The 19,947-nt window shown below is 73.2% G+C and carries 22 protein-coding genes; 4 read left to right on the forward strand and 18 right to left on the reverse strand.

Annotated elements, in window-relative coordinates; all coding sequences use genetic code 11:
• Position 1: 1 nt before the first annotated feature.
• The 9 genes from JOE35_RS15155 to JOE35_RS15750 form a co-directional block, all read right to left on the reverse strand.
• A complete protein-coding gene (locus JOE35_RS15155) occupies positions 2–721 on the reverse strand; it encodes a flagellar biosynthetic protein FliR (protein WP_209562114.1) in 720 nt (239 codons plus the stop codon).
• Positions 722–760: 39 nt separating this feature from the next.
• Complete coding sequence (fliQ, locus tag JOE35_RS15160) at positions 761–1,036, reverse strand: flagellar biosynthesis protein FliQ (protein ID WP_209561734.1); 276 nt, start codon at positions 1,034–1,036, stop codon at positions 761–763.
• The gene (gene fliP / locus JOE35_RS15165; RefSeq protein WP_245186773.1) at positions 1,036–1,920 is read right to left on the reverse strand and encodes a flagellar type III secretion system pore protein FliP; all 885 of its coding nucleotides are present in this window, start codon (positions 1,918–1,920) and stop codon (positions 1,036–1,038) included. The genes fliQ and fliP overlap by 1 nt, the downstream gene beginning before the upstream one ends.
• A 233-nt stretch (positions 1,921–2,153) precedes the next feature.
• Positions 2,154–2,861, reverse strand: coding sequence for a flagellar biosynthetic protein FliO (locus JOE35_RS15745; RefSeq protein WP_307803111.1), 708 nt, complete (start codon positions 2,859–2,861; stop codon positions 2,154–2,156).
• A 2-nt stretch (positions 2,862–2,863) separates the two neighbouring features.
• Positions 2,864–3,607, reverse strand: coding sequence for a flagellar motor switch protein FliN (gene fliN / locus JOE35_RS15175; protein ID WP_209561735.1), 744 nt, complete (start codon positions 3,605–3,607; stop codon positions 2,864–2,866).
• The gene (locus tag JOE35_RS15180; RefSeq protein ID WP_307803112.1) at positions 3,604–4,551 is read right to left on the reverse strand and encodes a flagellar motor switch protein FliM; all 948 of its coding nucleotides are present in this window, start codon (positions 4,549–4,551) and stop codon (positions 3,604–3,606) included. Before JOE35_RS15180 ends, fliN begins: the two co-directional genes overlap by 4 nt.
• 46 nt (positions 4,552–4,597) lie before the next feature.
• Positions 4,598–5,647, reverse strand: coding sequence for a flagellar motor protein MotB (locus JOE35_RS15185; protein ID WP_307803113.1), 1,050 nt, complete (start codon positions 5,645–5,647; stop codon positions 4,598–4,600).
• On the reverse strand, positions 5,644–6,468 hold the full coding sequence (locus tag JOE35_RS15190) for a motility protein A (RefSeq protein ID WP_209561736.1): 825 nt from the start codon (positions 6,466–6,468) through the stop codon (positions 5,644–5,646). Before JOE35_RS15190 ends, JOE35_RS15185 begins: the two co-directional genes overlap by 4 nt.
• Positions 6,468–6,863 (reverse strand): flagellar FlbD family protein, encoded by a 396-nt coding sequence (locus JOE35_RS15750; RefSeq protein WP_245186130.1) that lies wholly within the window; start codon positions 6,861–6,863, stop codon positions 6,468–6,470. The genes JOE35_RS15190 and JOE35_RS15750 overlap by 1 nt, the downstream gene beginning before the upstream one ends.
• A 277-nt stretch (positions 6,864–7,140) precedes the next feature.
• On the opposite strand from JOE35_RS15750, the gene JOE35_RS15200 reads away from it, so the two are divergent.
• Together JOE35_RS15200 and JOE35_RS15205 are read left to right on the forward strand one after the other, a co-directional pair.
• On the forward strand, positions 7,141–7,944 hold the full coding sequence (locus tag JOE35_RS15200) for a YitT family protein (protein ID WP_374099714.1): 804 nt from the start codon (positions 7,141–7,143) through the stop codon (positions 7,942–7,944).
• Positions 7,945–8,066: 122 nt separating this feature from the next.
• Entirely contained in the window at positions 8,067–8,351 is a 285-nt protein-coding gene (locus tag JOE35_RS15205; protein WP_209561737.1) for a DUF4190 domain-containing protein, read from the forward strand.
• Positions 8,352–8,657: 306 nt separating this feature from the next.
• On the opposite strand, the gene JOE35_RS15210 is transcribed toward JOE35_RS15205, so the two are convergent.
• The 8 genes from JOE35_RS15210 to JOE35_RS15245 all read right to left on the reverse strand — a co-directional run bounded on the left by JOE35_RS15210 (position 8,658) and on the right by JOE35_RS15245 (position 17,251).
• Positions 8,658–9,935, reverse strand: a complete 1,278-nt coding sequence (locus JOE35_RS15210; protein ID WP_209561738.1) for a mannosyltransferase family protein — start codon at positions 9,933–9,935, stop codon at positions 8,658–8,660.
• A gap of 346 nt (positions 9,936–10,281) precedes the next feature.
• Positions 10,282–11,454, reverse strand: a complete 1,173-nt coding sequence (locus JOE35_RS15215) for a flagellar hook protein FlgE (protein WP_209561739.1) — start codon at positions 11,452–11,454, stop codon at positions 10,282–10,284.
• Positions 11,455–11,557: 103 nt separating this feature from the next.
• Positions 11,558–11,998: a flagellar hook assembly protein FlgD gene (locus JOE35_RS15220; protein ID WP_123547645.1), complete on the reverse strand. Its 441-nt coding sequence runs from the start codon at positions 11,996–11,998 to the stop codon at positions 11,558–11,560.
• A 76-nt stretch (positions 11,999–12,074) separates the two neighbouring features.
• Positions 12,075–13,790 carry a flagellar hook-length control protein FliK gene (locus JOE35_RS15225; protein WP_209561740.1) on the reverse strand — a complete coding sequence of 572 codons (1,716 nt, stop codon included), beginning with the start codon at positions 13,788–13,790 and terminating at the stop codon, positions 12,075–12,077.
• Complete coding sequence (locus tag JOE35_RS15230; RefSeq protein ID WP_209561741.1) at positions 13,790–14,581, reverse strand: C40 family peptidase; 792 nt, start codon at positions 14,579–14,581, stop codon at positions 13,790–13,792. Before JOE35_RS15230 ends, JOE35_RS15225 begins: the two co-directional genes overlap by 1 nt.
• Before the next feature lie 5 nt (positions 14,582–14,586).
• The gene (locus JOE35_RS15235; RefSeq protein WP_209561742.1) at positions 14,587–15,105 is read right to left on the reverse strand and encodes a flagellar FliJ family protein; all 519 of its coding nucleotides are present in this window, start codon (positions 15,103–15,105) and stop codon (positions 14,587–14,589) included.
• Positions 15,105–16,442 carry a FliI/YscN family ATPase gene (locus tag JOE35_RS15240; protein WP_209561743.1) on the reverse strand — a complete coding sequence of 446 codons (1,338 nt, stop codon included), beginning with the start codon at positions 16,440–16,442 and terminating at the stop codon, positions 15,105–15,107. Before JOE35_RS15240 ends, JOE35_RS15235 begins: the two co-directional genes overlap by 1 nt.
• Positions 16,439–17,251, reverse strand: a complete 813-nt coding sequence (locus tag JOE35_RS15245) for a hypothetical protein (protein ID WP_209561744.1) — start codon at positions 17,249–17,251, stop codon at positions 16,439–16,441. The genes JOE35_RS15240 and JOE35_RS15245 overlap by 4 nt, the downstream gene beginning before the upstream one ends.
• A 229-nt stretch (positions 17,252–17,480) precedes the next feature.
• On the opposite strand from JOE35_RS15245, the gene JOE35_RS15250 reads away from it, so the two are divergent.
• Entirely contained in the window at positions 17,481–17,924 is a 444-nt protein-coding gene (locus JOE35_RS15250) for a hypothetical protein (protein ID WP_209561745.1), read from the forward strand.
• On the forward strand, positions 17,921–18,313 hold the full coding sequence (locus JOE35_RS15255) for a transcriptional regulator (RefSeq protein ID WP_209561746.1): 393 nt from the start codon (positions 17,921–17,923) through the stop codon (positions 18,311–18,313). The genes JOE35_RS15250 and JOE35_RS15255 overlap by 4 nt, the downstream gene beginning before the upstream one ends.
• Before the next feature lie 590 nt (positions 18,314–18,903).
• Here JOE35_RS15255 and fliG read toward each other — a convergent pair.
• Positions 18,904–19,941: a flagellar motor switch protein FliG gene (gene fliG, locus JOE35_RS15260; RefSeq protein WP_307803149.1), complete on the reverse strand. Its 1,038-nt coding sequence runs from the start codon at positions 19,939–19,941 to the stop codon at positions 18,904–18,906.
• Positions 19,942–19,947 lie beyond the last annotated feature (6 nt).

Genomic DNA, 19,947 nt, shown 5'->3' on the forward strand with positions numbered 1-19,947 from the left:
GCTACCTCACCCCCAGGACCATGTCGGCCGCGTCGCCGGTGAGGCCCTGCACGACGCCGGGCAGGGCGAGGAACACGCCGCCGGCGAGCATCACGGTCATCAGGATCTTGAGCGGGAAGCCCATCGCGTAGGCGTTGAGGGCCGGCGCGACGCGGCTGAGCAGGCCGAGCCCGACGTCGGCGAGGAACAGCACGACGCAGAGCGGGCCGGCGATCTGCAACGTCGCGAGGAACATCTGCGAGACGCCGTTCGTCATCAGCTCGACGGGACGCGAGAGGTCCATGCCGAGGCCGAGCGGGAACGCGTCGAACGAACGGGTCAGCCCGCCGATCAGCACCTGGTAGCCGCCGCTCGCGAACATCAGCGCGAGCGCCGTCATCTGGAACAGCCGCGTGAACTGCGCGCCGTTGATCATCGACTGCGGGTCGAAGGCCTGCGCCAGCGTGAAGCCGCCGAACAGGTCGATCAGGCTGCCCGCCGACTGGATCGCCGCGAACACGAGGAAGACGAGGAACCCCAGCACCGCGCCGACGACCAGCTCGAGCACGAGCGCCAGCACGAAGCCGCCGGTGTCGAGCGACTCGTAGCCGGGCGCGACGCGCGGCGCCACGGCGAGCGCGAGGCCGACGCCGAGCATCGCCTTCACGCGGCCGGGGAACGCCCGGTACGAGAAAGGAGGCGCGATGACGATGAAGGCGGTCATGCGCACGGCGGCGAGCATGGTCGCCTCCAGCCAGCTGAGGTCGATCGACACGGCGGCCTAGCCCCCGCTCAGGAGCTGGGGGATGCGGTCGAAGACCATGGTCGTGAACGAGACCATCTCGCTGATCATCCAGTGGCCGCAGACGATCAGGGCGATCCCGACCGCGACGGCCTTGGGCACGAACGCGAGGGTCACCTCCTGGATCTGCGTGATCGACTGCAGCAGCGAGATCGCGAAGCCGACGACGAGCGAGGTGATCAGCACGGGCGCGGCGAGCTTGCCCGTGATGAGCAGGGCCTGCATCGACAGGTCGAGGACGGCGTTGGAGTCCATCAGGCACTCACCTGGTAGCTCTCGATGAGGCTCGTGATGATGAGCCCCCAGCCGTCGACGAGCACGAACAGCAGGATCTTGAACGGCAGCGAGATCATCACCGGCGGCAGCATCATCATGCCCATCGACATCAGCGCGGCGCTGACGACGAGGTCGATGACGAGGAACGGGATGAAGATGACGAACCCGATGATGAACGCGGCGCGGAGCTCGCTGATCATGAACGACGGGATCAGCGTCAGCATCGGCACGTCGGCCTGGCTGGCGGGGTTCGGCTGGTCGGCGGAGCGGGTCATCAGCGCGAGGTCCTCCTCGCGGGTGTGCGCCAGCATGAACTCGCGGAGCGGCGCGGCCCCGGCGTCGATCGCGCCCTGGAAGTCGAGCTGCCCGTTCAGGTAGGGCTGCACGGCGTCGTCGTTGATGTGCCCCAGGATCGGCGCCATGATGAACAGGCTCAGGAACAGGGCGAGGCCCGCGAGCACCTGGTTCGGCGGGATCGACGGCAGCGCGAGCGCGTTCCGCGTCATCGCGAGCACGACGAAGATCTTCGTGAACGACGTCATCATCAGCAGCAGGGCCGGCGCGACGCTGAGCAGCGTGATGCCGAGCAGGGTGACGATCGCCTGGCTGGGAGCTCCGTCGGGGCCGTTGATGTCGATGTTCAGGCCGCCGGTGCCCGTGCCGTCGGTGACGGTCTGGTCGGACTGCGTGAAGTCGGGGGTCTCGCCGGTGGTGGCGCCGGTGCTGCCGGTCGAGCCGTCGGTGGTGCCGGTGCTGCCGGTGCCGGTGCCGGGCTGCGCGGGGGCGGTCGGGGACGTGGGGGCGACGGGCGCGGCGGAGGCCTGCTGGCCGATCAGCATGACGAGCCCGGACGCGACGACCATCGCGAGCAGGGCGACGACGACCGCGCGGGCGAGACGGGTGTCGGCGAAGCGGACGGGTGCGGCGCCGACGGCGGGGGCGCCGAGGCGGGCGTGCCGCAGCGGGGCGCCGCGGAGACCGTCGCGCAGCGTCGGGCGGACGCGCTGCCGCAGGGCGGCGACGAAGACCGGGGCGAAGGAGGTGCGGGTCGCGCGGTGCGCGGCGGTGACGGTCGCGCGGTGCGCGGCGGTCCCGCTCATCCGGCTCGACCGGCGCGGACGGCGGCGGCCGCCTGCCGCCACGTCGCGGGCGCGAGGATCGACCCCTCGAGCGCCTCGGCCGAGCGGCCGCGGGCGCGCTCGCGCGGGTCGCGCGCGCCGCCGCTGCCGGCGCCGCCGCGCGTCGCCGCGCGACGCTCCGCCCCGCGCGGCCGCAGCAGCGGAGCAGCGATCGAGTTGCCCGAGAACGCTGCCTCGGCCGCGTCGAGGCGACCGATCGGGGCAACTCGTCCGGCGGCGAGGGAGGAGTCGGCGGCGAGGACCGCGTCGAAGCTCGGGGTCGCGGAGGGGGCCGGCGCGGGGGCGACCGACGCGAGGGGGACGATCGGGGTGACCCGCGCCTCCTGCGGGGCCGGCTCGCGCGCGACGACGGGAGACTGCAGTGCGGGGGCGGCACCGACGGGCTCGAGCGCGACGACGGCGGGCTGGGCGGCGGGCGCGTCGGCCGCGGCGAGCACGGTGATGCTCGCCTCGGTCACGCCGAGCACGAGGCGCTCGCCCTCGACGTCGACCACGACGACGCTGGCCTTGGCGCCGATGCCCTGACGGGCGACGATCGTGACGGGGGCCGAGGCGCGGCCGCCACGGAGACCGCCCTTCGCGAGGCGCTTCTGCAGCACCCACAGCAGGGCCAGCACGACGCCCAGCGAGAGGGCGACGCGCAGCGCGACGAAGAGCGTGTCCACGATCAGGCGACGCCGTCGGCGACGTCGAGGATGCGGGTGATGCGGATCGCGTAGTCCTGGTCGACGACGACGACCTCGCCGTGCGCGATCAGGCGGCCGTTGAGCAGCACGTCGGCAGGGGCGCCGGCCGAGCGGTCGAGCTCGACGACGGCGCCGGGCTCGAGGCCGAGCACGTCGCGGACCGACATGCGGGTGCGGCCGATCTCGACGGTGAGGGCCATCTCGACGTTGTTGATGCGTCCGAGGTTGCCGGCGCCGAGCGGCGCGGCGGAGGCAGGGGCGGAGGAGGCGGACGAGCTCGACGAGACGAGGCCGACGGTGCCGTCCTCACGGAGGCGCACGGCGAACCAGCCGACCGTCTCGCCCGCGGCGGTGAGGTCGAACACGACGGTGGAGTGGTCGGCGAACAGCGCGTCGGCCGACTCGAGCCGGCTGTCGCCGAGCACTCCTGCGCCGAGCACCGAGGTCGCGGCCTCGAGGGCCGGGCGCAGCACGTCGACGACCGAGACGAGGGGCGAGTCGGTGCCCGCGGCGGCGGCGACCTGGTCCATGTCGGCGAGCAGCAGCGCGGTGTCGGCCGAGAGCGAGCCGACGAACGAGGTGACGACTGCCGAGGAGGCGGTGCTGCGGCGAGCCTGGGCGGTCGCGGCGTCGACGGGCACGGCCCGCAGCGGCACGGGCGTCGGCAGCTGCGCGACGAGCGCCTCCGCCGCGGCGGTGTGCAGGGTGATGGTCGTGCCGGTCATGAGGTTCCTTCTTCGGCGCCCGTGAGGGAGGTGGAGACGACGATGCCCGCGAGGCGCGACCCGGCGGAGCCGACGGCGGCGCGGCCGACGACCTGGCCGTCGACCGTGATCGCCAGCGGGCGCGACTGCGGGTGCGGCAGGGGCAGCACGTCGCCGACGGCGAGGTCGAGCACGATGCTCGGCAGCACCGCGGCGGGGGCGAGGCGGAGCGCGACGTCCACGGGAACCGACGCGAGCTGGCCGCCCAGCAGGCGACGCACCTCCGCCGGGTCGACCGCGGACTCGGACTCGCCGAGCTGGGGCAGCAGCACCTCGGCGGGGATCGCGACGGTGCCGGCGGCGCTGCGCTCGCCGACCCGGATGTCGAACGAGGCGACGATCATGAGGTCGGACTTCTGCGCGGCCTGGGCGAACTGCGAGTTGTACTGGAAGCCGCCGACGACGATCTGGGCGACGAGCAGGTTGCCGAACGAGTAGCGGAGGTCGTCGAGGGCGTCCTCCATGAGACGCCGCACGAGGGCCTGCTCGATCGGGGTGAAGGTGCGCTCCCGCACGGTCGCCGGGCGGGTGCCGCCGAGCATGTGGCTGACCCAGCTGAGCGCCGCGGAGGTCGGGAACTGGATGACGGCCTTGGGCGTCGTGCCCTCGATGCCGCACAGCACCATCGCGGTCGTCGCCGGCAGCGAGGCGGCGAACTCGTCGTAGGTGAGCACCTGCAGCTGCTCGCAGGTCACCTGCGACAACACGCGCACCTTGGCGGTGAGCTGCGTGCCCCACTGGCGGGCGAAGGTCTCGAACGCGAGCTCGAGGGCCCGCGAGTGCTCACGGGGCAGCGTCGTCGGACGACGGAAGTCGTAGATCTCGACCTGCCTCGGCGGGCGCGGCGCAGCGACGGCCGTGGCCGGTGCGGGCGTGCCGGGGGGCAGGGTCTCGAGGAGCGTCACGACGGGCACTCTCGGCCCGCGCCTCCTCGTCGTTAGGTGCCGGTCGTCAGTGGCCCCCGGACTGGGCCCCCTCGGCGTGCGCGTCCTCGGAGCCGTCGTCCGACTTCTCCTCGGTCTTCTTCTCGGTCTTCTCGGTCTTCTTCTCCGTGGTCGTCGTGGTCGCGGCGGCGTCCTCGACGGCGGGCGGGCTCTCGGCCGCGGCGTTCCTGCCGGCCGTCACCGCGCCTCCTGCGCCCTCGGCCGCCGCCTGCAGCTGGGGCAGCAGCGCGCTCACGTCGTCGGACTGGTTCGACAGGACGACGATGTCGACCCGCCGGTTGGTCGCGAAGTCGGCCTCCGTGCCGCCCGTCGAGAGGGGGCGGGACGAGCCGAAGCCGACGGCCTGCGCGTGCTCGACCGGGAGGCCGCCGCGCTCGACCAGGTCACGCAGCACCTGCGTGGCACGGGCGGACGACAGCTCCCAGTTGGTGGCGTAGGGAGCGGTCGAGCTGCGCTGGTCGGCGTGGCCCTCGATGGAGACGTCGTGGCCGGCGCCGCGGAGGACGGGCGCGATGGCGTCCATCACCCGGCGCGCGGTGTCGCTGAGGTCGGCGCTGTTCGTGCCGAAGAACGTCTCAGAGCCGACCAGCCGCACCGTGAGGCCGCGCGCGTCGGTCGTGAACTGCACGTCGGCGGTGAGGCCGGAGCCGGCGAGGCCCGCGGCGATCGCCTCCTTGATGGCGGTGAGGTCGTCGAGCTCGGCCTGCGCCTGCGCGAGCTCCTCGGCGGTGCCGGCCGTGCCGCTCGCGGAGGCCTTGCTCATGTCGGTCTCGTCGCCGGTGGAGTAGCCCTGGCCCTCCGGCGTCACGTCGTTGACCGTGACGACGGTGCCCGACGCCGTGTCGACCTTGCCGACGTCGGTCTGGCCGAAGCCGGTCGCGAGCGAGTTGCGCAGGGCGATGTACTTGTCCTGGTCGACGCTCGACATCGCGAACAGCACGATGAACATGCACATGAGCACGGTGACCATGTCCATGTACGAGGCCAGCCAGCGCTCGTCGGGGTGCTCCTCCTCGGCGTGGCCCTTCTTCTTGCGGCCGCCGCGCGCGCCGCTCACGCTGCGAGGCCCTGGTCGTCGGCGCCGGCCCCCGCCTTGGCGCCCTTGCCTGCCTTGCCTGCGCCGGCCTCGAGCGAGTGCACGGGCACCATGGCCTTGAGGCGCTCGCCCAGGAGGCGCGGCTGGCTCCCGGCCTGGACGGCCAGCACGCCCTCGATCAGCAGCGTCATGCGCGCCTCGTCGAGGTCGGCCAGCTTCTTCAGGCGACCGGCGAACGGCAGCCAGAGGAAGTTCGCGCTGAGCAGGCCCCAGAGGGTCGCCACGAACGCCGCCGCGATCAGCGGGCCGAGCTCGTCGGGCGAGGCGAGGTTCTCGAGCACGTGGGTCAGGCTGACCACCGTGCCGATGATGCCGACGGTCGGGGCGTAGCCGCCCAGGCTGTTGAAGAACTTGCTCGCCGTGCGGTCGGCGGCGAGACGCGACTCCATCTCGTCCTCGAGCAGGATCCGCAGCTCCTCGCCGTCGGTGCCGTCGGCGATGTTCTGCAGGGCGCCCTTCATGAAGGGGTCCTCGACCTTCTCGGCCTCCGCCTCGAGCGAGAGCAGGCCCTCGCTGCGCGCCTTCTCGGCGAGCGCCACGATGTCGTCGATGACCGACTGCGGCGGGATCACCTTGCCCGTGAAGGCGTGCGGGATCTTCTTGAAGCTCAGCATCGCGTCCTTGATCGTCGTGCCGGCGATGCCGACCGCGATCGTGGCGCCGAAGACGAGCAGCATCGGCGCGGGCAGCAACAGGCCCTCGACGTGGACGCCCTCGAGCTTGATCATCCCGAACAGCGCGCCGAACGCGAGCAGGATGCCGATGATCGTCGCCGGGTCCATCAGCGGGCTCCGGTCGGTGCGGGCGCGGGCGCGGTGGCGGTGGCGGTGGCGGTGCTGGCCGTGGGGGTCTGCTCGGCCGGGCGGAGGGCGCTGACGAGACCGCCGCCTCCTTCGCCGCGCGAGCCGCGGACGATGCCGAGCTGCGGGCCGGTCGACGTCCGGCTGCCGAGCGGCTGCGTCGCGGGGGCGACGAGGTCGGGCGCGTCGTAGGCCAGGGAGACGATGCGGGCGCGGTAGCGGGCGATCATCTCGATCACCACGGCCATCGGCTCGGTGACGATGTACTTCGCCCCGTCAACCATGATCAGCGTCGTGTCGGGCGTCTCGTGGATGCGCTCGATCAGGTCTGGGTTGACAGCGAATCTGCTGTCGTTGAGTCGCGTGACGACGATCATCGGCCCGTCCTAGGTCTGTGTCTCCCGCCACCGTCCGTGGGGCGGGCGAGCTGCTCGTCCTGAGCTGCTCAGGGGTGACTATCGGCAGGGGGCCGGGCGTCGTTAGGTGCGGGTCGTGGTGCGGGTCGGGTGCCTCCGCGGGAGCGACAAGACGACGCGGAAGATCACGCCGTTTCGTCGCTTTCGCGTCGGGACCGACGGCCGCGGGAGGGGAGGACGCAGCGCAGGAGGCGGCAGGCGACACATGCGCGCAACAGCGGGCTGGCAAGATGCTGCGGTGACCGACACCCCCGCGAACGACGGCACGCGCGACGCCACCCCTGTCGCCCGGCCCTCCTCCCCTGCTTCACCTGCCCCCGCCACCGGCTCGACGCCCGTCTACTCGACTCCAGAGTCCACCGGGCCGGATGCCGCCCTGTCGCCCGACACGGCGACCCCGCTGGTCGACGACCCGGCCCTGACCGAGACCGCCGCGACCGTGGACGCCAACCGGCACAGCCTGGTCGAGAACGTGATGGGGGTGGTGACGGGAGTCTTCATCGCCTCCTTCGGGCTGTTCCTGCTCAAGGTGAGCGGGGCCGTCTCGGGCGGCACCGCCGGCATCGCGCTGCTGCTCGACTACGCCGGGCCGCTGTCGTTCGGGGCGTTGTTCATGCTGGTGAACGTGCCGTTCTTCGCTCTCGCGGTGTGGAAGAAGGGGCTCGCGTTCACGCTGCGGACCGTGCTGACCGTCGGCATGGTGTCGGCCATGTCGTACCTGCACCCGGCCGTGTTCCACATCGACGACATCGACCCGGTCTACGGCACGCTCGGCGGAAACCTGCTCGTCGGGGTGGGACTGCTGATCCTGTTCCGCCACGGGGCGAGCCTCGGGGGCATCAACATCCTCGCGCTCGTGCTGCAGGAGAAGCTCGGCTGGCGGGCCGGCTACGTGCAGATGGCCGTCGACGTCGTGATCATCCTGTTCTCGCTCACCGTCGTCTCGCCCTGGATCGTGCTGCTGTCGGCCGCGGGTGCCGTGGTGCTCAACCTCGTGCTCGCCCTCAACCACAAGCAGGGGCGATACCTCGGTCGCACGTGACCACTTCGGGGGTGATCTGGGGGTGAACCGCTCTCAGGTCGGACACAGACTCGAGAAAGTCTCTACCTTGGGCGTCGGGCCGACGACCGTCGAGGCCACCCCGCTCTAGAGGAGTCACGACCATGACCTACGACCAGAACACCCCCGCCACCACGGCCCCCGGCGCATCGGCCAAGTTCAACACGCTCGCCATCGTCGGCTTCGTGCTCGCGTTCGTCGTCAACATCGCCGGCGTCGTCGTCAGCTTCATCGCCCTGTCGCAGATCAAGAAGACCGGCGAGCGTGGCCGCGGCCTCGCCATCGCCGGCATCATCATCGGTCTGCTGTCGATCGTCTTCGGCATCGTCTACATCACGGTGCTGCTGCCCATGATCATGGAGCAGGTCGGCAACGTCCCCACTTACTGATCTCTGCGAGACCGCCTGCAGGAGGCGCGGTGCCCGTTCGACGGGCACCGCGCCTCCTTCGTGTCGGAGGGTGTCGTCAGGCGGCGGAGGCGGAGGCGCGGGTGCGGGCCCGGCGGCTCCACAGCTCTCCGATGATGATCAGGACGGCCGCGACGCCGCGGGCGCTGGTGGTGACGATGGTCATGGTGGGGCTCCTGTCCTGTGCGCGACGGTCACGGCCGAGGTCACGGCCGACATGATCGACGCGTGCGTTGCGACGACGCTACGGGCGACGTTCCACGGACACCTCCGCCACGCGAACGAGATCTACGGCGGCCAGGCCGTCCAGAGGAGGACGATCGCGACGACCTGGAGCGCGAGGCCGGTGACGATCGTGACGACCACGCGCCTCCTCGTGGCCGACAGCTGCGGGTCGCCCAGCAGCGGTGCGAGCGGCATCAGCATCCGGAAGCTCGACTGCTGCGGCAGGAACACCGCGACGAGGTAGGCGACGTACCCGATCGCGTAGGTCTGCAGCTCGAGGCCGAGACGCTGCGACCGACGGACCAGCCCGAGCACGACCGCCGCGAGCAGCAGCACCACGGCCACGACCCCGAGCCAGCCGGCCATCGCCTCGCCGAAGCGGAACCACGGCGTGAAGGGGACGAAGCCGTCCGATCCGATGTAGTCACGCCACCACGACGACTCCGTCGCGAAGTAGCCGTCGCGCTCGCCGGTGACCGCGGCCACGACGACCGGCCACGCGAAGCCCGCCGCCGTGACGATCAGCCCTGCCGCCCAGATGCGGACGTGCTCGGCGAGGGGCGTGGGGGCGAGCTCGGGGTCGTCCTCGTTCTCCGCCCGGCGTCGGGCTCGGCGGCTCCGCACCAGACGCACCAGCCAGGTCAGGCCCAGCGCGGCCGAGAGTGCCAGCCCGCCCGGGTGCGCGAACGACGCGAGCACGCCGAGCACCGCGAACCAGGCCCACCGCCGCGCCGTCATCGCGAGCAGCGCGCCGAACATCAGCAGCAGGAACAGCGACTCCGCGTAGGGCACCTGCAGCATGAACGACATCGGCGCGACGCAGAAGAAGACCGCACCCCAGAAGGAGGCGCGGGCACCGAACCGCGTCAGCATCAGCCGGTGGAGCACCAGCGTCGCACCGGCTCCCGCCAGCACCGCCACGACGATCGCCGCGATCAGCCAGTCGCCGCCGACCACCGGCCGCACGACCCGCACCAGCGCCGGGAAGAGCGGCATGAACGCCCACGCGTTCTTGACGACCTGGCCGTCGTCGTTCCGCGGCAGCTCGGCGGGGTAGCCCTGCTCGGAGATCTCGCGGTAGAAGACGGCGTCCCACGACGAGAGGTAGCCCGCGAAGCCCGGGCCTCCGTCGTGCTGTGCCCAGGTCGCAGTCGCCGTGAGCGAGTGGACGGCAGCGAGGAACAGCGTCGTGACGAGGCGCGAGGCGGCGTACACGCCGAGGAGGACGAACGTCGTCGCGAGGCCGGGTCGCAGGCGGGGCCGGGGCCGGTCGGGGGTGCCAGTTCGCGGGGCGGACGGCTCCGGGCGCGTGCTGCGCCGCGCCTCCGTCCCCGTCGTCATCGATCTTGTCTACCCGGCAGGCGCTGGGAGGGCGGGCCGCCGTACCCCGCGCCCCCGCGCCCCGCACTCGGAGGTGCGGGCGACCCGCCGACATCGGAGTGGACACGTGCGGGTGCGGCTGGGCGTGGAGGTGCGCGCCCGCCACGGAGACCGGCCCCAGCTGGACCCTCGGGACCCGCGCAGGCCCGCGGGCGCGCGCGAGGGTGCGCGCGGGTTCGTGGGGTGCGGGCGCGGGCGGGCGGGCACGCGCGTGCGGCGGCAGGTGCGAGACGAGACCGCAGGAGGCGCGGGCCGGTCTCGAGGACCGGGCCCGCGCCTCCTGCGCTGCGGCTGCAGCAGCGAGCGGCTAGCGCTTCAGGTTGGTGAGCTCCTGGAGGACCTCGTCCGAGGTGGTGATGATGCGGGCGTTCGCCTGGAAGCCGCGCTGGGCGACGATGAGGTTCGTGAACTCCTGCGAGAGGTCGACGTTGCTCATCTCGAGCGTGCCGCTCGAGAGCGAGCCGACTCCGGGCGAGCCGGGGACGCCGAGCGCCGCGTTGCCCGAGTTCGCCGTGGCGCGGTAGCCCGACGAGCCGGACTTCTCGAGGCCGCCCGGGTTGGCGAAGGTCGCCAGCGCGATCCGGCCGACGGCGAGCGACTCGCCGTTGCTGAACTGCCCGACGAGGGTGCCGTCCTTCGAGAGGCTGAAGCCCTTGAGCGTGCCGGCCTCGCGACCGTTCTGGTCGGTGACGGCGACGGTGTTCAGCGCCGCGAAGCCGGTGATCTTCGACAGGTCGACGGCGATGCCGCCGACGGTCAGCGAGCCGGCGCCGTTCTGGGCACCGTCGGTGAAGGTGAGGGCGGTGCTGCCGGGAGCCCCGACGCCGTCGGTGCCGGTGACGTTCCAGCCGCCCGCGGTGCGCGTGAACGACAGCGTCAGCGTGCGCTCGGTGCCGAACGCGTCGTAGACCTTCGAGTCGCGCGTCAGGGTCTCGCCGACCGCGGTCTCGGACGGCAGGTTGCCGGCGACGTTCGCCCCGGTCGTGGCGGTGGCCGGTGCCGCGCCGTTCAGGGGCAGCATGATGTCGCCCACCGCGCCTCCGTCGTTGACGACGCCGTTCGTGGCGGAGTAGCCCTGCACGATCTTGCCGTCGGCCGAGACGAGGCGGCCGTCGGCGTCGAAGTCGAACGCGCCCGCACGCGTGTAGACGGTGTCGTTGCCGAGGCGCGTCACGAAGAAGCCGTCGCCCGAGATCATCAGGTCGGTCGCCTTGCCGGTCGCCTGCGCCGAGCCCTGGGCGAAGTTCGTCGAGATGCCCGCGACCTGCACGCCGAGGCCGACCTGCGCGGGGTTCGTGCCGCCGATGCCGGTCTGCGGGCCTCCGGCGCCCTGGGTCATCTGCGACAGGGTGTCCTGGAACTGCGTGGTCGACGACTTGAAGCCGGCGGTGTTGACGTTGGCGATGTTGTTGCCGGTGACGTCGAGCATGGTCTGGTGCGACCGGAGACCGGAGATGCCGGAGTAGAGGGAGCGGAGCATGGGAGCTGCCTTTCGGACGGAGCTGAGGAGGCGCGTCCTGCGCGGAGAGACCGGTCGCGTCCTGCGTCCGGGGCGGTGCTGAGAAGTGCGGGGGGGCGAGTCGCTAGGCCTTGGGCGTCGCGGTGATGCCGGAGATGAGATCCAACGCGACCTCCTTCCCGCCGACGGTGACCTTGGGCACGGACTCGGCGAACGAGACGCTCGTCGCGGTGCCGGTGACGGCCTTGCCGTCGGGGCCCGTGTAGCTGACCTCGCGACCGACCAGGGCCGACGCCGAGGTGCGCATCTGCAGCGAGAAGCCCTCGTTCGCGGTCGTCGTCTGGTTGGTGATCTGCTCCATCATCGCGAGCTGCGTGGTCTGCGCCATCATCGCGTTGGTGTCCATCGGCGACGACGGGTCCTGGTTCTTCAGCTGCGTGACCAGCAGGTTCATGAACATCTCGCCGTCCATGGCGGTCTTCGTCGTGCGCGCCGACGACGACTGCTGGGCGGCGGCCATCACGGTCGGGTCGACGGTTCCGGAGATCTGGTCGATCGAGGGCATCTGCTGTGTCTTCCTGTGGAGGGGAGGTGCGGTGAGAGCTGTGGAGGGGTGGTATCGCTGGCGGCGGGCCGTGCCGCTAGGCCAGCACGTCGATCGAGACGGTCGGCGACGAGGAGGAGGAGCGGTGCAGCCCGCCCGCTCCGGCGGCGGCCGCGAGGGCGCCGGCTCGGAGGCGATCGGGGTCGGGGTCGTCGCGACGGGCACCGTCCCCGCGGTCGCGCGACCCGGCGGTCTGCGAGGCGTCGCGCTGTGCGGAACCGTCGCGCGCCTCCTGCTGTGACTGCTGCGCCGCGCGCTGGTCGAGCAGCCGCTGCTGGTCGGCACGGTCGTCGGACGGCTGGTTCTGGCTCGAGAGATCGACGCTCGCCTGCAGCCCGGCTCCCCCGAGGTCGCGGCGGAGGTCGGGCAGGATCGCCCGCACCGCCTCACGTCCGGCGTCGGTCGGGGCGAACATCTCGACGTGCATGCCGTGGGCTCCGACGTGGGCCCTGACCGTGACCGGGCCGAGCGCCTCGGGGCTCACCGTGACGGTGACGACGTGCGTGCCGGCACCGGCGGCCGCGAGCGAGAAGAGGGGGCGCGCGAGCTGCTGCCCGAGGGGCGCCGGAGCCGCAGGAGGTGCGGCGGCAGCCGTGGGGGCCGCCGCCGCTGTCGGAGCGGCCGGGCCGAGCGGCGCGACGACCGGCGGGGCGACGGGCAGGGCAGCGGTCGAGGTGCTGGTGGTGGCGCTCGTGGTGGTCGTGGTGGTCGTCGCGACGCCCGCGTCGGCGACGAGGGCGCGGTCGGCGGCGGTCGGCGAGGAGGCGGTCGCGAAGGCCGCCGGGACAGCTGTCGGGCGTGCGGACTCCGTCGCGGGCGCCGCCTGCGGCAGCTGTCCCGGTGTGGTCGTCGAGGACGCCGCGAGGACACCGGGCGTCGTGGGCGACGTGGACGACCCGGAGGTCTGCGGCCAGCCGCCGGTCGCCGCACCGGGCGAGCTGACCACGCCGGTCGCGGCCACGTCCGAGGCGGCGGCCGGGGTCGACGTCGCGGTCGCGGCCGACGTCGCGGATGCCGTCATGTCGACCAGGCCTGCGGGCTCGTCACGACCCTGACCCTGCGAGGGCTCGACGGTCGGCGTGTCGAGGAGGGTCGCGCCCAGGGCTGATCCGTCACGAGACGGATCCGCGACCGATGCGGCCTGCGCGAGGGCCGCCTCCTGCGGGGACTTGCCCTGCGTCGGGACGGGCGTGCCCGGAGCGACTGATCCGTCACGAGACGGATCGATGCTCAGGGCGGCCGGGTCGAGGGCTGATCCGTCACGAGACGGATCAGGGGTCAGCGCCGGATCGAGGGTCAGCGCCGGGAGCGAGGCCTGGTCGGCGATCGCGGGGAGCGGAGGGGTCGCTGATCCGTCAGCGGACGGATCAGCCCCAGGAGGGACAGCGACCGAGGAGGGAGAGGCGCCGAGCCCGGCGGCGAGCGCCGCCTGGAGGGACGTCGCCCCCTTCGGGGACGCTGCCTGTTGAGGGTGCTCGGCGACACGATCCTGGGCCCCGCGCTCCTGGGGTCCCGCAGCAGCGACCGGGCCCCCGGCGACGGCCGGTGCTGCACCGGAGGCCGGGGTCGAGGTCGGCGACGGGTCGCGCGGGGCGATGGACGACATCGCCTCGCCGAAGCCCGCGGCGGAGTGACCGACCGACGAGCGCCCCGCGGGCGGCCGCCCGACCGGCGAACGATCGGGCCCCGAGGAGGCGTCAGCCCGGCCGGCAGGACCGGGGACGACGAACGGCAGGGTGCGGAGGACGCTCATCAGGCGGCCCCTCCGCTCATCATGCGCTGGAGCGCGGCGGTCATCAGGTCGGTGGAGCCGGACCCGCCGGCGGCACCGGCGCCGGCGCCGGCGCCGGTGCCGGTCACGCCGAGCGACGACGCCAGCGAGGCCAGCGAGGTCGCCGAGGCGGACGCGGCAGCGGCGCTCCCGGTCGCGGGCACGACGCGGCGGATGGTCGCGAGGTCGGAGTCCTTGTACCAGTTGTCGACGATCTGGACGTCCTTGCCGGGACGGGGCGCGTGCAGCACCTTGCCGTCGCCGATGTAGATCACGATGTGCCCCTCGCCCTTGGCGACGAGCAGGTCGCCCGGCTTCGCCTCGGCGAGCGACGGCACCTCGGCGCCCATCCGGGCCTGGTCGGGGACGACGCGCGGCATCGAGACGCCGAGCTCCTTGAACACGGTCTGCACGAGGCCCGAGCAGTCCATGCCGCTCGCGCTCTCGCCGCCGAAGACGTAGGGCACGCCGAGGTACTTCCTCGCGCCGCTGACGACGTCGGCGCCGGTCGCGCCGCTGCCGGTCGCGACGGAGCCCTTGACGGCCGCCACGGAGGGGGTCGTCGCGAGGCCGCCCGCGGCATCTGCGGCGGAGGTCGCGCCTGCGCCGGTCGTGCTGGCGAGGGCGTCCGCGAAGGCGCCGGCCGAGGTCGCAGAGGTGCCCGACCCCGCGGAGGCGGCGGCCGCCGTGCCGAGCAGGGACGACGCGCGCCCGCTCCGCAGCTGGTCGATCTGCGTCCTGATGTCGTCGATCCGGGACAGGACCTCGCTCACGGGGCTCACTGTGCGCCTCCTGGCGTCGGGGTCGGGGTCGGGGTGCCCGCGGGCCGGGCAGCATCGGCGGCAGCAGCAGCAGCAGTCGAGGAGGCGGCGGCCTCGGCCTCGCGCACCCGCCACGACTGGCCGGCGATCTCGTCGAGGGCGGCCTGCTCGGTGCGGAGGTCCTCGGCGGCGGCCTCGACCGCGTGCGCGGCCTCGAGCTTCTCGAGGCCGATGGCGGCACGGCGCGCGGCCTGGAACTCGGCCTGCGCCTCGTCGGCCTCGGCACGGCGACGGGCCGTGACCGCGTCGAGCTCGGCGAGCATGCCCCGGCTCGAGGCGCGGGAGGCGGCGATCGCGCTGAGCATGGCGGCGTCCGTCACCTGGGCGGGCCCGTCGTCGAGGGTGCGCTTGGCGGCGAGGCGGCGGTCAGCCGCGTCGCGGAGCCGGTCGTTCGCCTCGGCGAGGCGTCCGGCGGCCTGGTCCTGCTGGGCGTGCCGCAGCCGCAGCAGCCCGAGGAGGGAGAACGTGCGGGCCATCAGGCACCCCCGAGTCGGGCGGTCAGCTGGGCGAGCCCGGCCCACGAGGCGGCGGTGTCGGCGCGCTCGTCCATGCTCTGCTGGAGGAACGCGTCGATCGCGCCCTGGTGGTCGACGGCCGCGTCGACGAGCGGGTTCGTGCCTCGCTGGTACGCGCCGACGTCGAGCAGGTCCTGCGCGGCACGGCGCGCGGCCATCACCTTGCGGAGGCTCGTCGCGGCGGCGCGCTGCTCGGCGGTGGTCACCTTCGAGGCGACGCGTGAGACGGAGCCGAGCGCGTCGACCGACGGGAAGTGCCCGGTCACGGCCAGCTTGCGGTCGAGCACGACGTGGCCGTCGAGGATGCTGCGGGCCGCGTCGGCGACGGGCTCGTTGTGGTCGTCGCCGTCGACGAGCACCGTGTAGAGACCGGTGACGGAGCCGACGCGGTCGGTCCCGGCGCGCTCGAGCAGCTCGGCGAGCACCGAGAACGTCGACGGCGGGTAGCCACGGGTCGCCGGCGGCTCGCCGACCGACAGCCCGATCTCGCGCTGCGCCATGGCGACGCGGGTCAGGGAGTCCATCATCAGGACGACGTCGGCGCCCTGGTCGCGGAACGACTCCGCGATCCGGGTCGCGACGAACGCGGCCCTGAGGCGCATCAGCGCCGGCTCGTCGCTGGTCGACACCACGACGACGGAGCGGGCGAGCCCCTCGGGACCGAGGTCGTCCTCGAGGAACTCGCGCACCTCCCTGCCTCGCTCGCCGACGAGCGCGATGACGCTGACCTGCGCGTCGGTGCCGCGCGCGATCATTGACAGCAGCGACGACTTGCCGACGCCCGATCCGGCGAACAGGCCGACGCGCTGCCCGCGCCCGACCGTCGTGAGCGTGTCGAGCACGCGGACGCCGAGCTGCAGCGGGGTGTCGATCCGCGCACGGTGCATCGCCGAGGGGGTCTCGTGGTGCAGCGGGACGAGGTCGACGGCGGCGCCGTCGTGACCGCGGAGGGGGCCCCCGCCGTCGATCGGGCGCCCGAGGCCGTCGAGCACCCGACCGAAGAGGCCGGTGCCGGTGGGGACGAGGAGGGGGCGGCCGGTCGAGCGCGCCGGCGTGCCGGCCGTCACGCCCGTGAGGCGGCCGAGGGGCATGCAGCGGAGGCCGTCGGGGGTGGTCGCGACGACCTCGGCGAGGGCGGAGGTGGTGGCGCCGATCTCGAGCACGTCGCCGACCGCGGCGTCGAGGCCGCGCACGGTGATGCCGAGCCCGACGGCGCTGACGACGCTGCCGACACGCTGCGGGCGTGCGGCGACGCGTGCGGCGGCCAGCCGGGTCTCGACGGGGGCGGTCGGGGTCACGAGGCCCCCAGCAGAGCGGTGCGGGCACGGTCGAGAGCCGTGACGAGACGGGCGTCGACGAGGCCGTCGGGCAGGTCGACCTCGGCGTCTCCGCGGGCGAGCCGGGCGTCGGCGACGAGCGGCACCGAGGAGGCGGCGGCCGCGTCCCCGAGGGCGGCCAGGTCGGCCGGGTGCAGGCGCACGCCGACGACCAGCGTGCGGTCGAGCCCGTCGAGGGCTCGGGCGACGGCGGCGCGGGCGGTGCGGCCCTCGCGCGGGCCGGCGGGGTGGGCGGCGGCGGGCCGGGCCGGCGCGGGCTGCTCGTGGGCAGGCTCTGACGCCGCGACCTCGTAGCCGACCACGGCCGAGGCGAGGTCGAGCGCGGTCTGGACGAGCACCTCCTCGGACTCGGCGAGCACCGGCGCGACCCGCTGCCGCAGCGCCTCGGCTGCGGCGTCGAGAGCGCCGAAGGAGGCGGCCAGCGAGCGCTCGAGACGCGTCGTGGCCTCGGCGTGCTCGGCCTCCATCGCGACGCGGCGGGCGGCGAGGTCGGCCTCGGCGGCACGCAGGCCCGCGGCGTAGCCGGCCGCGTGACCGCGAGCCTCGGCTCGTGCTGCGCGCGCGGCGGCGTCGGGGTCGGCGTGGGGAGAGAGATAAGCGGAGGGGAGACCGGCGCCGCGGGTGCCGAAGGTGCCGGCGTGACCGGAGTCGAGTGCGTGGGCGGTCGTGGTCGACCCGGACCGCGCCTCCGTGAGCGAGGGGTAGACGACGCGCGAGAACGACTCCGGGGCGGAGATCGTCTCCGGGGCGGAGATCGCGGGATCGAGCATCGACGGGCCGTTCAGACGGGGGGAGGGCTGTGCGGCCGATCCGTGGCCAGGGGTCGAGCGATCCGTGCTCGAGTGCGACTCTCGGCACGGATCGGGGGGCGCGTAAGGCGTTGCCCCGAACGGGGGCAGGGCGCGCGGTGCGGAGCGCGTCTCGGGATCGATTGGAAAGTACTTGCTTAATTGGAAAGTACTTCCTAGGGTGGGAGCACATCGACGAGAGGACGAGACCATGACCGACCAGACCAGGCTCCCCACGCCGGACGAGGCCCGACGGCTGCTGGCCGAGGCCGACTCGACCGGGCGCCACGCCACCGCTCGGGCTGGCTGGCCGGGAGTCGCCGTGCTGCTGTCGCTCGGCTCCGTGCTCTCGCTCGGCACGCTCGCCCTCGGGCTCACGACGGGGACGAACTACTTCGTGGCGATGATCGCGCTGTTGGTCTGGATCGGGGTCGTGGTGGTGTTCCAGCTCGCGTTCCTCAGGTCGCACCGGATCGGGTTCGGCCGCCGCTGGGGCCTCTACCTCGGGGTGATCTTCGCGATCTACGTCGTGGCGATGGTCGTCGTCGGCTCGTCCCAGGGCCAGGACGTCGTCGGCACCTGCGTCCTGGCCGCCGCGCTGATGGTCGTCTCCGTCGCCGCGGCGACGCACGAGGCCCGGCAGGCGGAGCGATGAGCGGCGACGGTGCGGGGTCGGGCCCGGGCCCGGGCCCGGGCCCGGGCTCGGGGTCGGGGAGCGTCGCCGGTGCGGGGGGCGACGGCACGTCCCGCGGTCCGCACCCGCGCCTCCGGCTGTCGGAGACCCTGCACCAGCCGGTGCGGTTCTCGATGGTGGCGGCGCTCGCGGCGGCCGACCAGCTCGACTTCAAGGACCTGCGCGACGCCGTCCAGGTGACCGACTCCGCGCTGAGCAAGCAGATCAGCACGCTCGAGGTCGCGGGGTTCGTGAAGGTGTCGAAGGGATTCGTCGGCAAGCGGCCGCGTACCTCGCTCAAGCTGACGCCGGAGGGGCGAGCCGCCTGGACCGCGCACCTCGCCGTGCTGCGCGAGATCGCCGCCGGCTAGGACCGCGGCTGGCGTCGCTCCTCGCGTCGCCTCGCCTCGCGCCGCCATCCGCCTGCGCCTGCCGCCATCCGCCTGCGCCTGCCGCCTGCCGCCTGCCGCCTGCCGCCTGCCGCCTGCAAAGCGAGACACATCCTGCCCAGACCGGCCGCGCCTCCTGGGCTCGATGTCCATCGCACCCCGGATCACTCTCAAATTTGAGAGTGATCCGGTCGCGAGCCCAGGAGGAGCGGTCCGAGCAGCGCGGGACCCCACAGAACCCGACAGAACGAGCCCGGAACGCGCTCTAGTATCCGGATATCCCCGTATTGCAGCCTCACCGGTCGGCATTTCCCGACCTGAGCGAAGGAGGCGCGGGCGGCGCAGCGAACGACGCCACAGAACCCGACAGAACAAGCCCGGAACGCGCTCTCGCACCTGGACATCCCCGTATTGCGGCCTCACCGGTCGGCATTTGCCGACCGGGCAGTCGCCGTCGCAGTCGCAGAGCGAGACAGATCTGCTCCTGCGAGGGCACGGGACCGGGCAGGGCTGGGCGCTCGCAGCCGGATCACTCTCGGATTTCGAGGTGAGCAGCGGCACGGTTGCGCGGGCTACTCGACGAGGGCGTCCTCGTCGGCGCGGTGGATCGTTATGGTGCCGAGCGCCTCGAGCTCGCGGATGGCTCGCACGACCTCGGCCCGCGCCTCCTCGACCTGCGACTTGCGGACGGGCCCCATCGACTGCAGCTCGTCGTCGAGCAGCTCGCGGTTGCGCTCCGAGACGTTGCCGCGGATGACCTCGGTGACGGCGGCGAGCGCCCCCTTCATCGCGGTCGCGAGCACGGCGGCGTCGATCCCGCGCAGCACCTGCTGGATGTCACGCGACTCGAGCTTGACGATGTCCTCGAAGGTGAGCATCCGCGAGCGGACCTCCTCGGCGAGCTCGGGGTCGCGCTCGTCCAGGCCGTCGAGCAGGGCGCGCTCGGTGGCGCTGTCGCTGCGGTTGATGATCTCGACGAGCGGCTGGATGCCGCCCACGACCTCGACCTGTTCGCGCGGGGCGACGACGGCACCAGCGCGCACCTTGAGGGTGGTCGCGACGATGCCGACGGCCTCGGGGGTCGCGGTGCCCATCGTGGCGATGGCCTGGGCGACGTCGGTGCGGGCGGCGACGTCGAGACCGGCGAGCACGGCCGAGGCCTGCTGCGGCCGCAGGTGCGCGAGCACGAGGGCGATGGTCTGCGGCAGCTCGCCGTCGAGCAGGGTGATGACCTGGCCGGGGTCGGCCTCGTCGAGGAACTCGAAGCTCTTGCCCATCGCGTTCGAGGCGAGGCGCTCCATGACGCCCGCGGCGCGCTCCGAGCCGAACGACGCCTCGAGCAGGCCGACGGCGACGTCGTGCCCGCCGCGGCGCTGGTAGCGGCCCGAGCGGGTCAGGTCGTGGAACTCGGCAATGGCCGACTCGGCCACCGCAGGGTCGACGCGGCGCAGCTTGACGATCTCGGCCGTGATCTCCTCGGCCTCCTCCTCGCTGAACTGCTTCATGACGACGGCGGCGTGCGCCTGCTCCATCTGCATGAGGATGACCGCGACCTTCTGCGGCCCCGTCAGCGCCGGGCGCGCGACAGGTGCACCGAACGCGGCAGGCACGCCGAA

It is taken from the genome of Frigoribacterium sp. PvP032, from assembly GCF_017833035.1.
GTDB lineage: Bacteria > Actinomycetota > Actinomycetes > Actinomycetales > Microbacteriaceae > Frigoribacterium.

What these genes read in the sequence shown, in the direction of transcription:
- JOE35_RS15155 (WP_209562114.1), bottom strand. Translation starts at nt 721, where the DNA reads ATGCTCGCCGCCGTGCGCATGACCGCCTTCATCGTCATCGCGCCTCCT.
- fliQ (WP_209561734.1), bottom strand. Translation starts at nt 1,036, where the DNA reads ATGGACTCCAACGCCGTCCTCGACCTGTCGATGCAGGCCCTGCTCATC.
- fliP (WP_245186773.1), bottom strand. Translation starts at nt 1,920, where the DNA reads ATGGTCGTCGCGTCCGGGCTCGTCATGCTGATCGGCCAGCAGGCCTCC.
- fliN (WP_209561735.1), bottom strand. Translation starts at nt 3,607, where the DNA reads ATGACCGGCACGACCATCACCCTGCACACCGCCGCGGCGGAGGCGCTC.
- JOE35_RS15190 (WP_209561736.1), bottom strand. Translation starts at nt 6,468, where the DNA reads ATGGACCCGGCGACGATCATCGGCATCCTGCTCGCGTTCGGCGCGCTG.
- JOE35_RS15750 (WP_245186130.1), bottom strand. Translation starts at nt 6,863, where the DNA reads ATGATCGTCGTCACGCGACTCAACGACAGCAGATTCGCTGTCAACCCA.
- JOE35_RS15205 (WP_209561737.1), top strand. Translation starts at nt 8,067, where the DNA reads ATGACCTACGACCAGAACACCCCCGCCACCACGGCCCCCGGCGCATCG.
- JOE35_RS15210 (WP_209561738.1), bottom strand. Translation starts at nt 9,935, where the DNA reads ATGACGACGGGGACGGAGGCGCGGCGCAGCACGCGCCCGGAGCCGTCC.
- JOE35_RS15215 (WP_209561739.1), bottom strand. Translation starts at nt 11,454, where the DNA reads ATGCTCCGCTCCCTCTACTCCGGCATCTCCGGTCTCCGGTCGCACCAG.
- JOE35_RS15220 (WP_123547645.1), bottom strand. Translation starts at nt 11,998, where the DNA reads ATGCCCTCGATCGACCAGATCTCCGGAACCGTCGACCCGACCGTGATG.
- JOE35_RS15225 (WP_209561740.1), bottom strand. Translation starts at nt 13,790, where the DNA reads ATGAGCGTCCTCCGCACCCTGCCGTTCGTCGTCCCCGGTCCTGCCGGC.
- JOE35_RS15235 (WP_209561742.1), bottom strand. Translation starts at nt 15,105, where the DNA reads ATGGCCCGCACGTTCTCCCTCCTCGGGCTGCTGCGGCTGCGGCACGCC.
- JOE35_RS15245 (WP_209561744.1), bottom strand. Translation starts at nt 17,251, where the DNA reads ATGCTCGATCCCGCGATCTCCGCCCCGGAGACGATCTCCGCCCCGGAG.
- JOE35_RS15250 (WP_209561745.1), top strand. Translation starts at nt 17,481, where the DNA reads ATGACCGACCAGACCAGGCTCCCCACGCCGGACGAGGCCCGACGGCTG.
- JOE35_RS15255 (WP_209561746.1), top strand. Translation starts at nt 17,921, where the DNA reads ATGAGCGGCGACGGTGCGGGGTCGGGCCCGGGCCCGGGCCCGGGCCCG.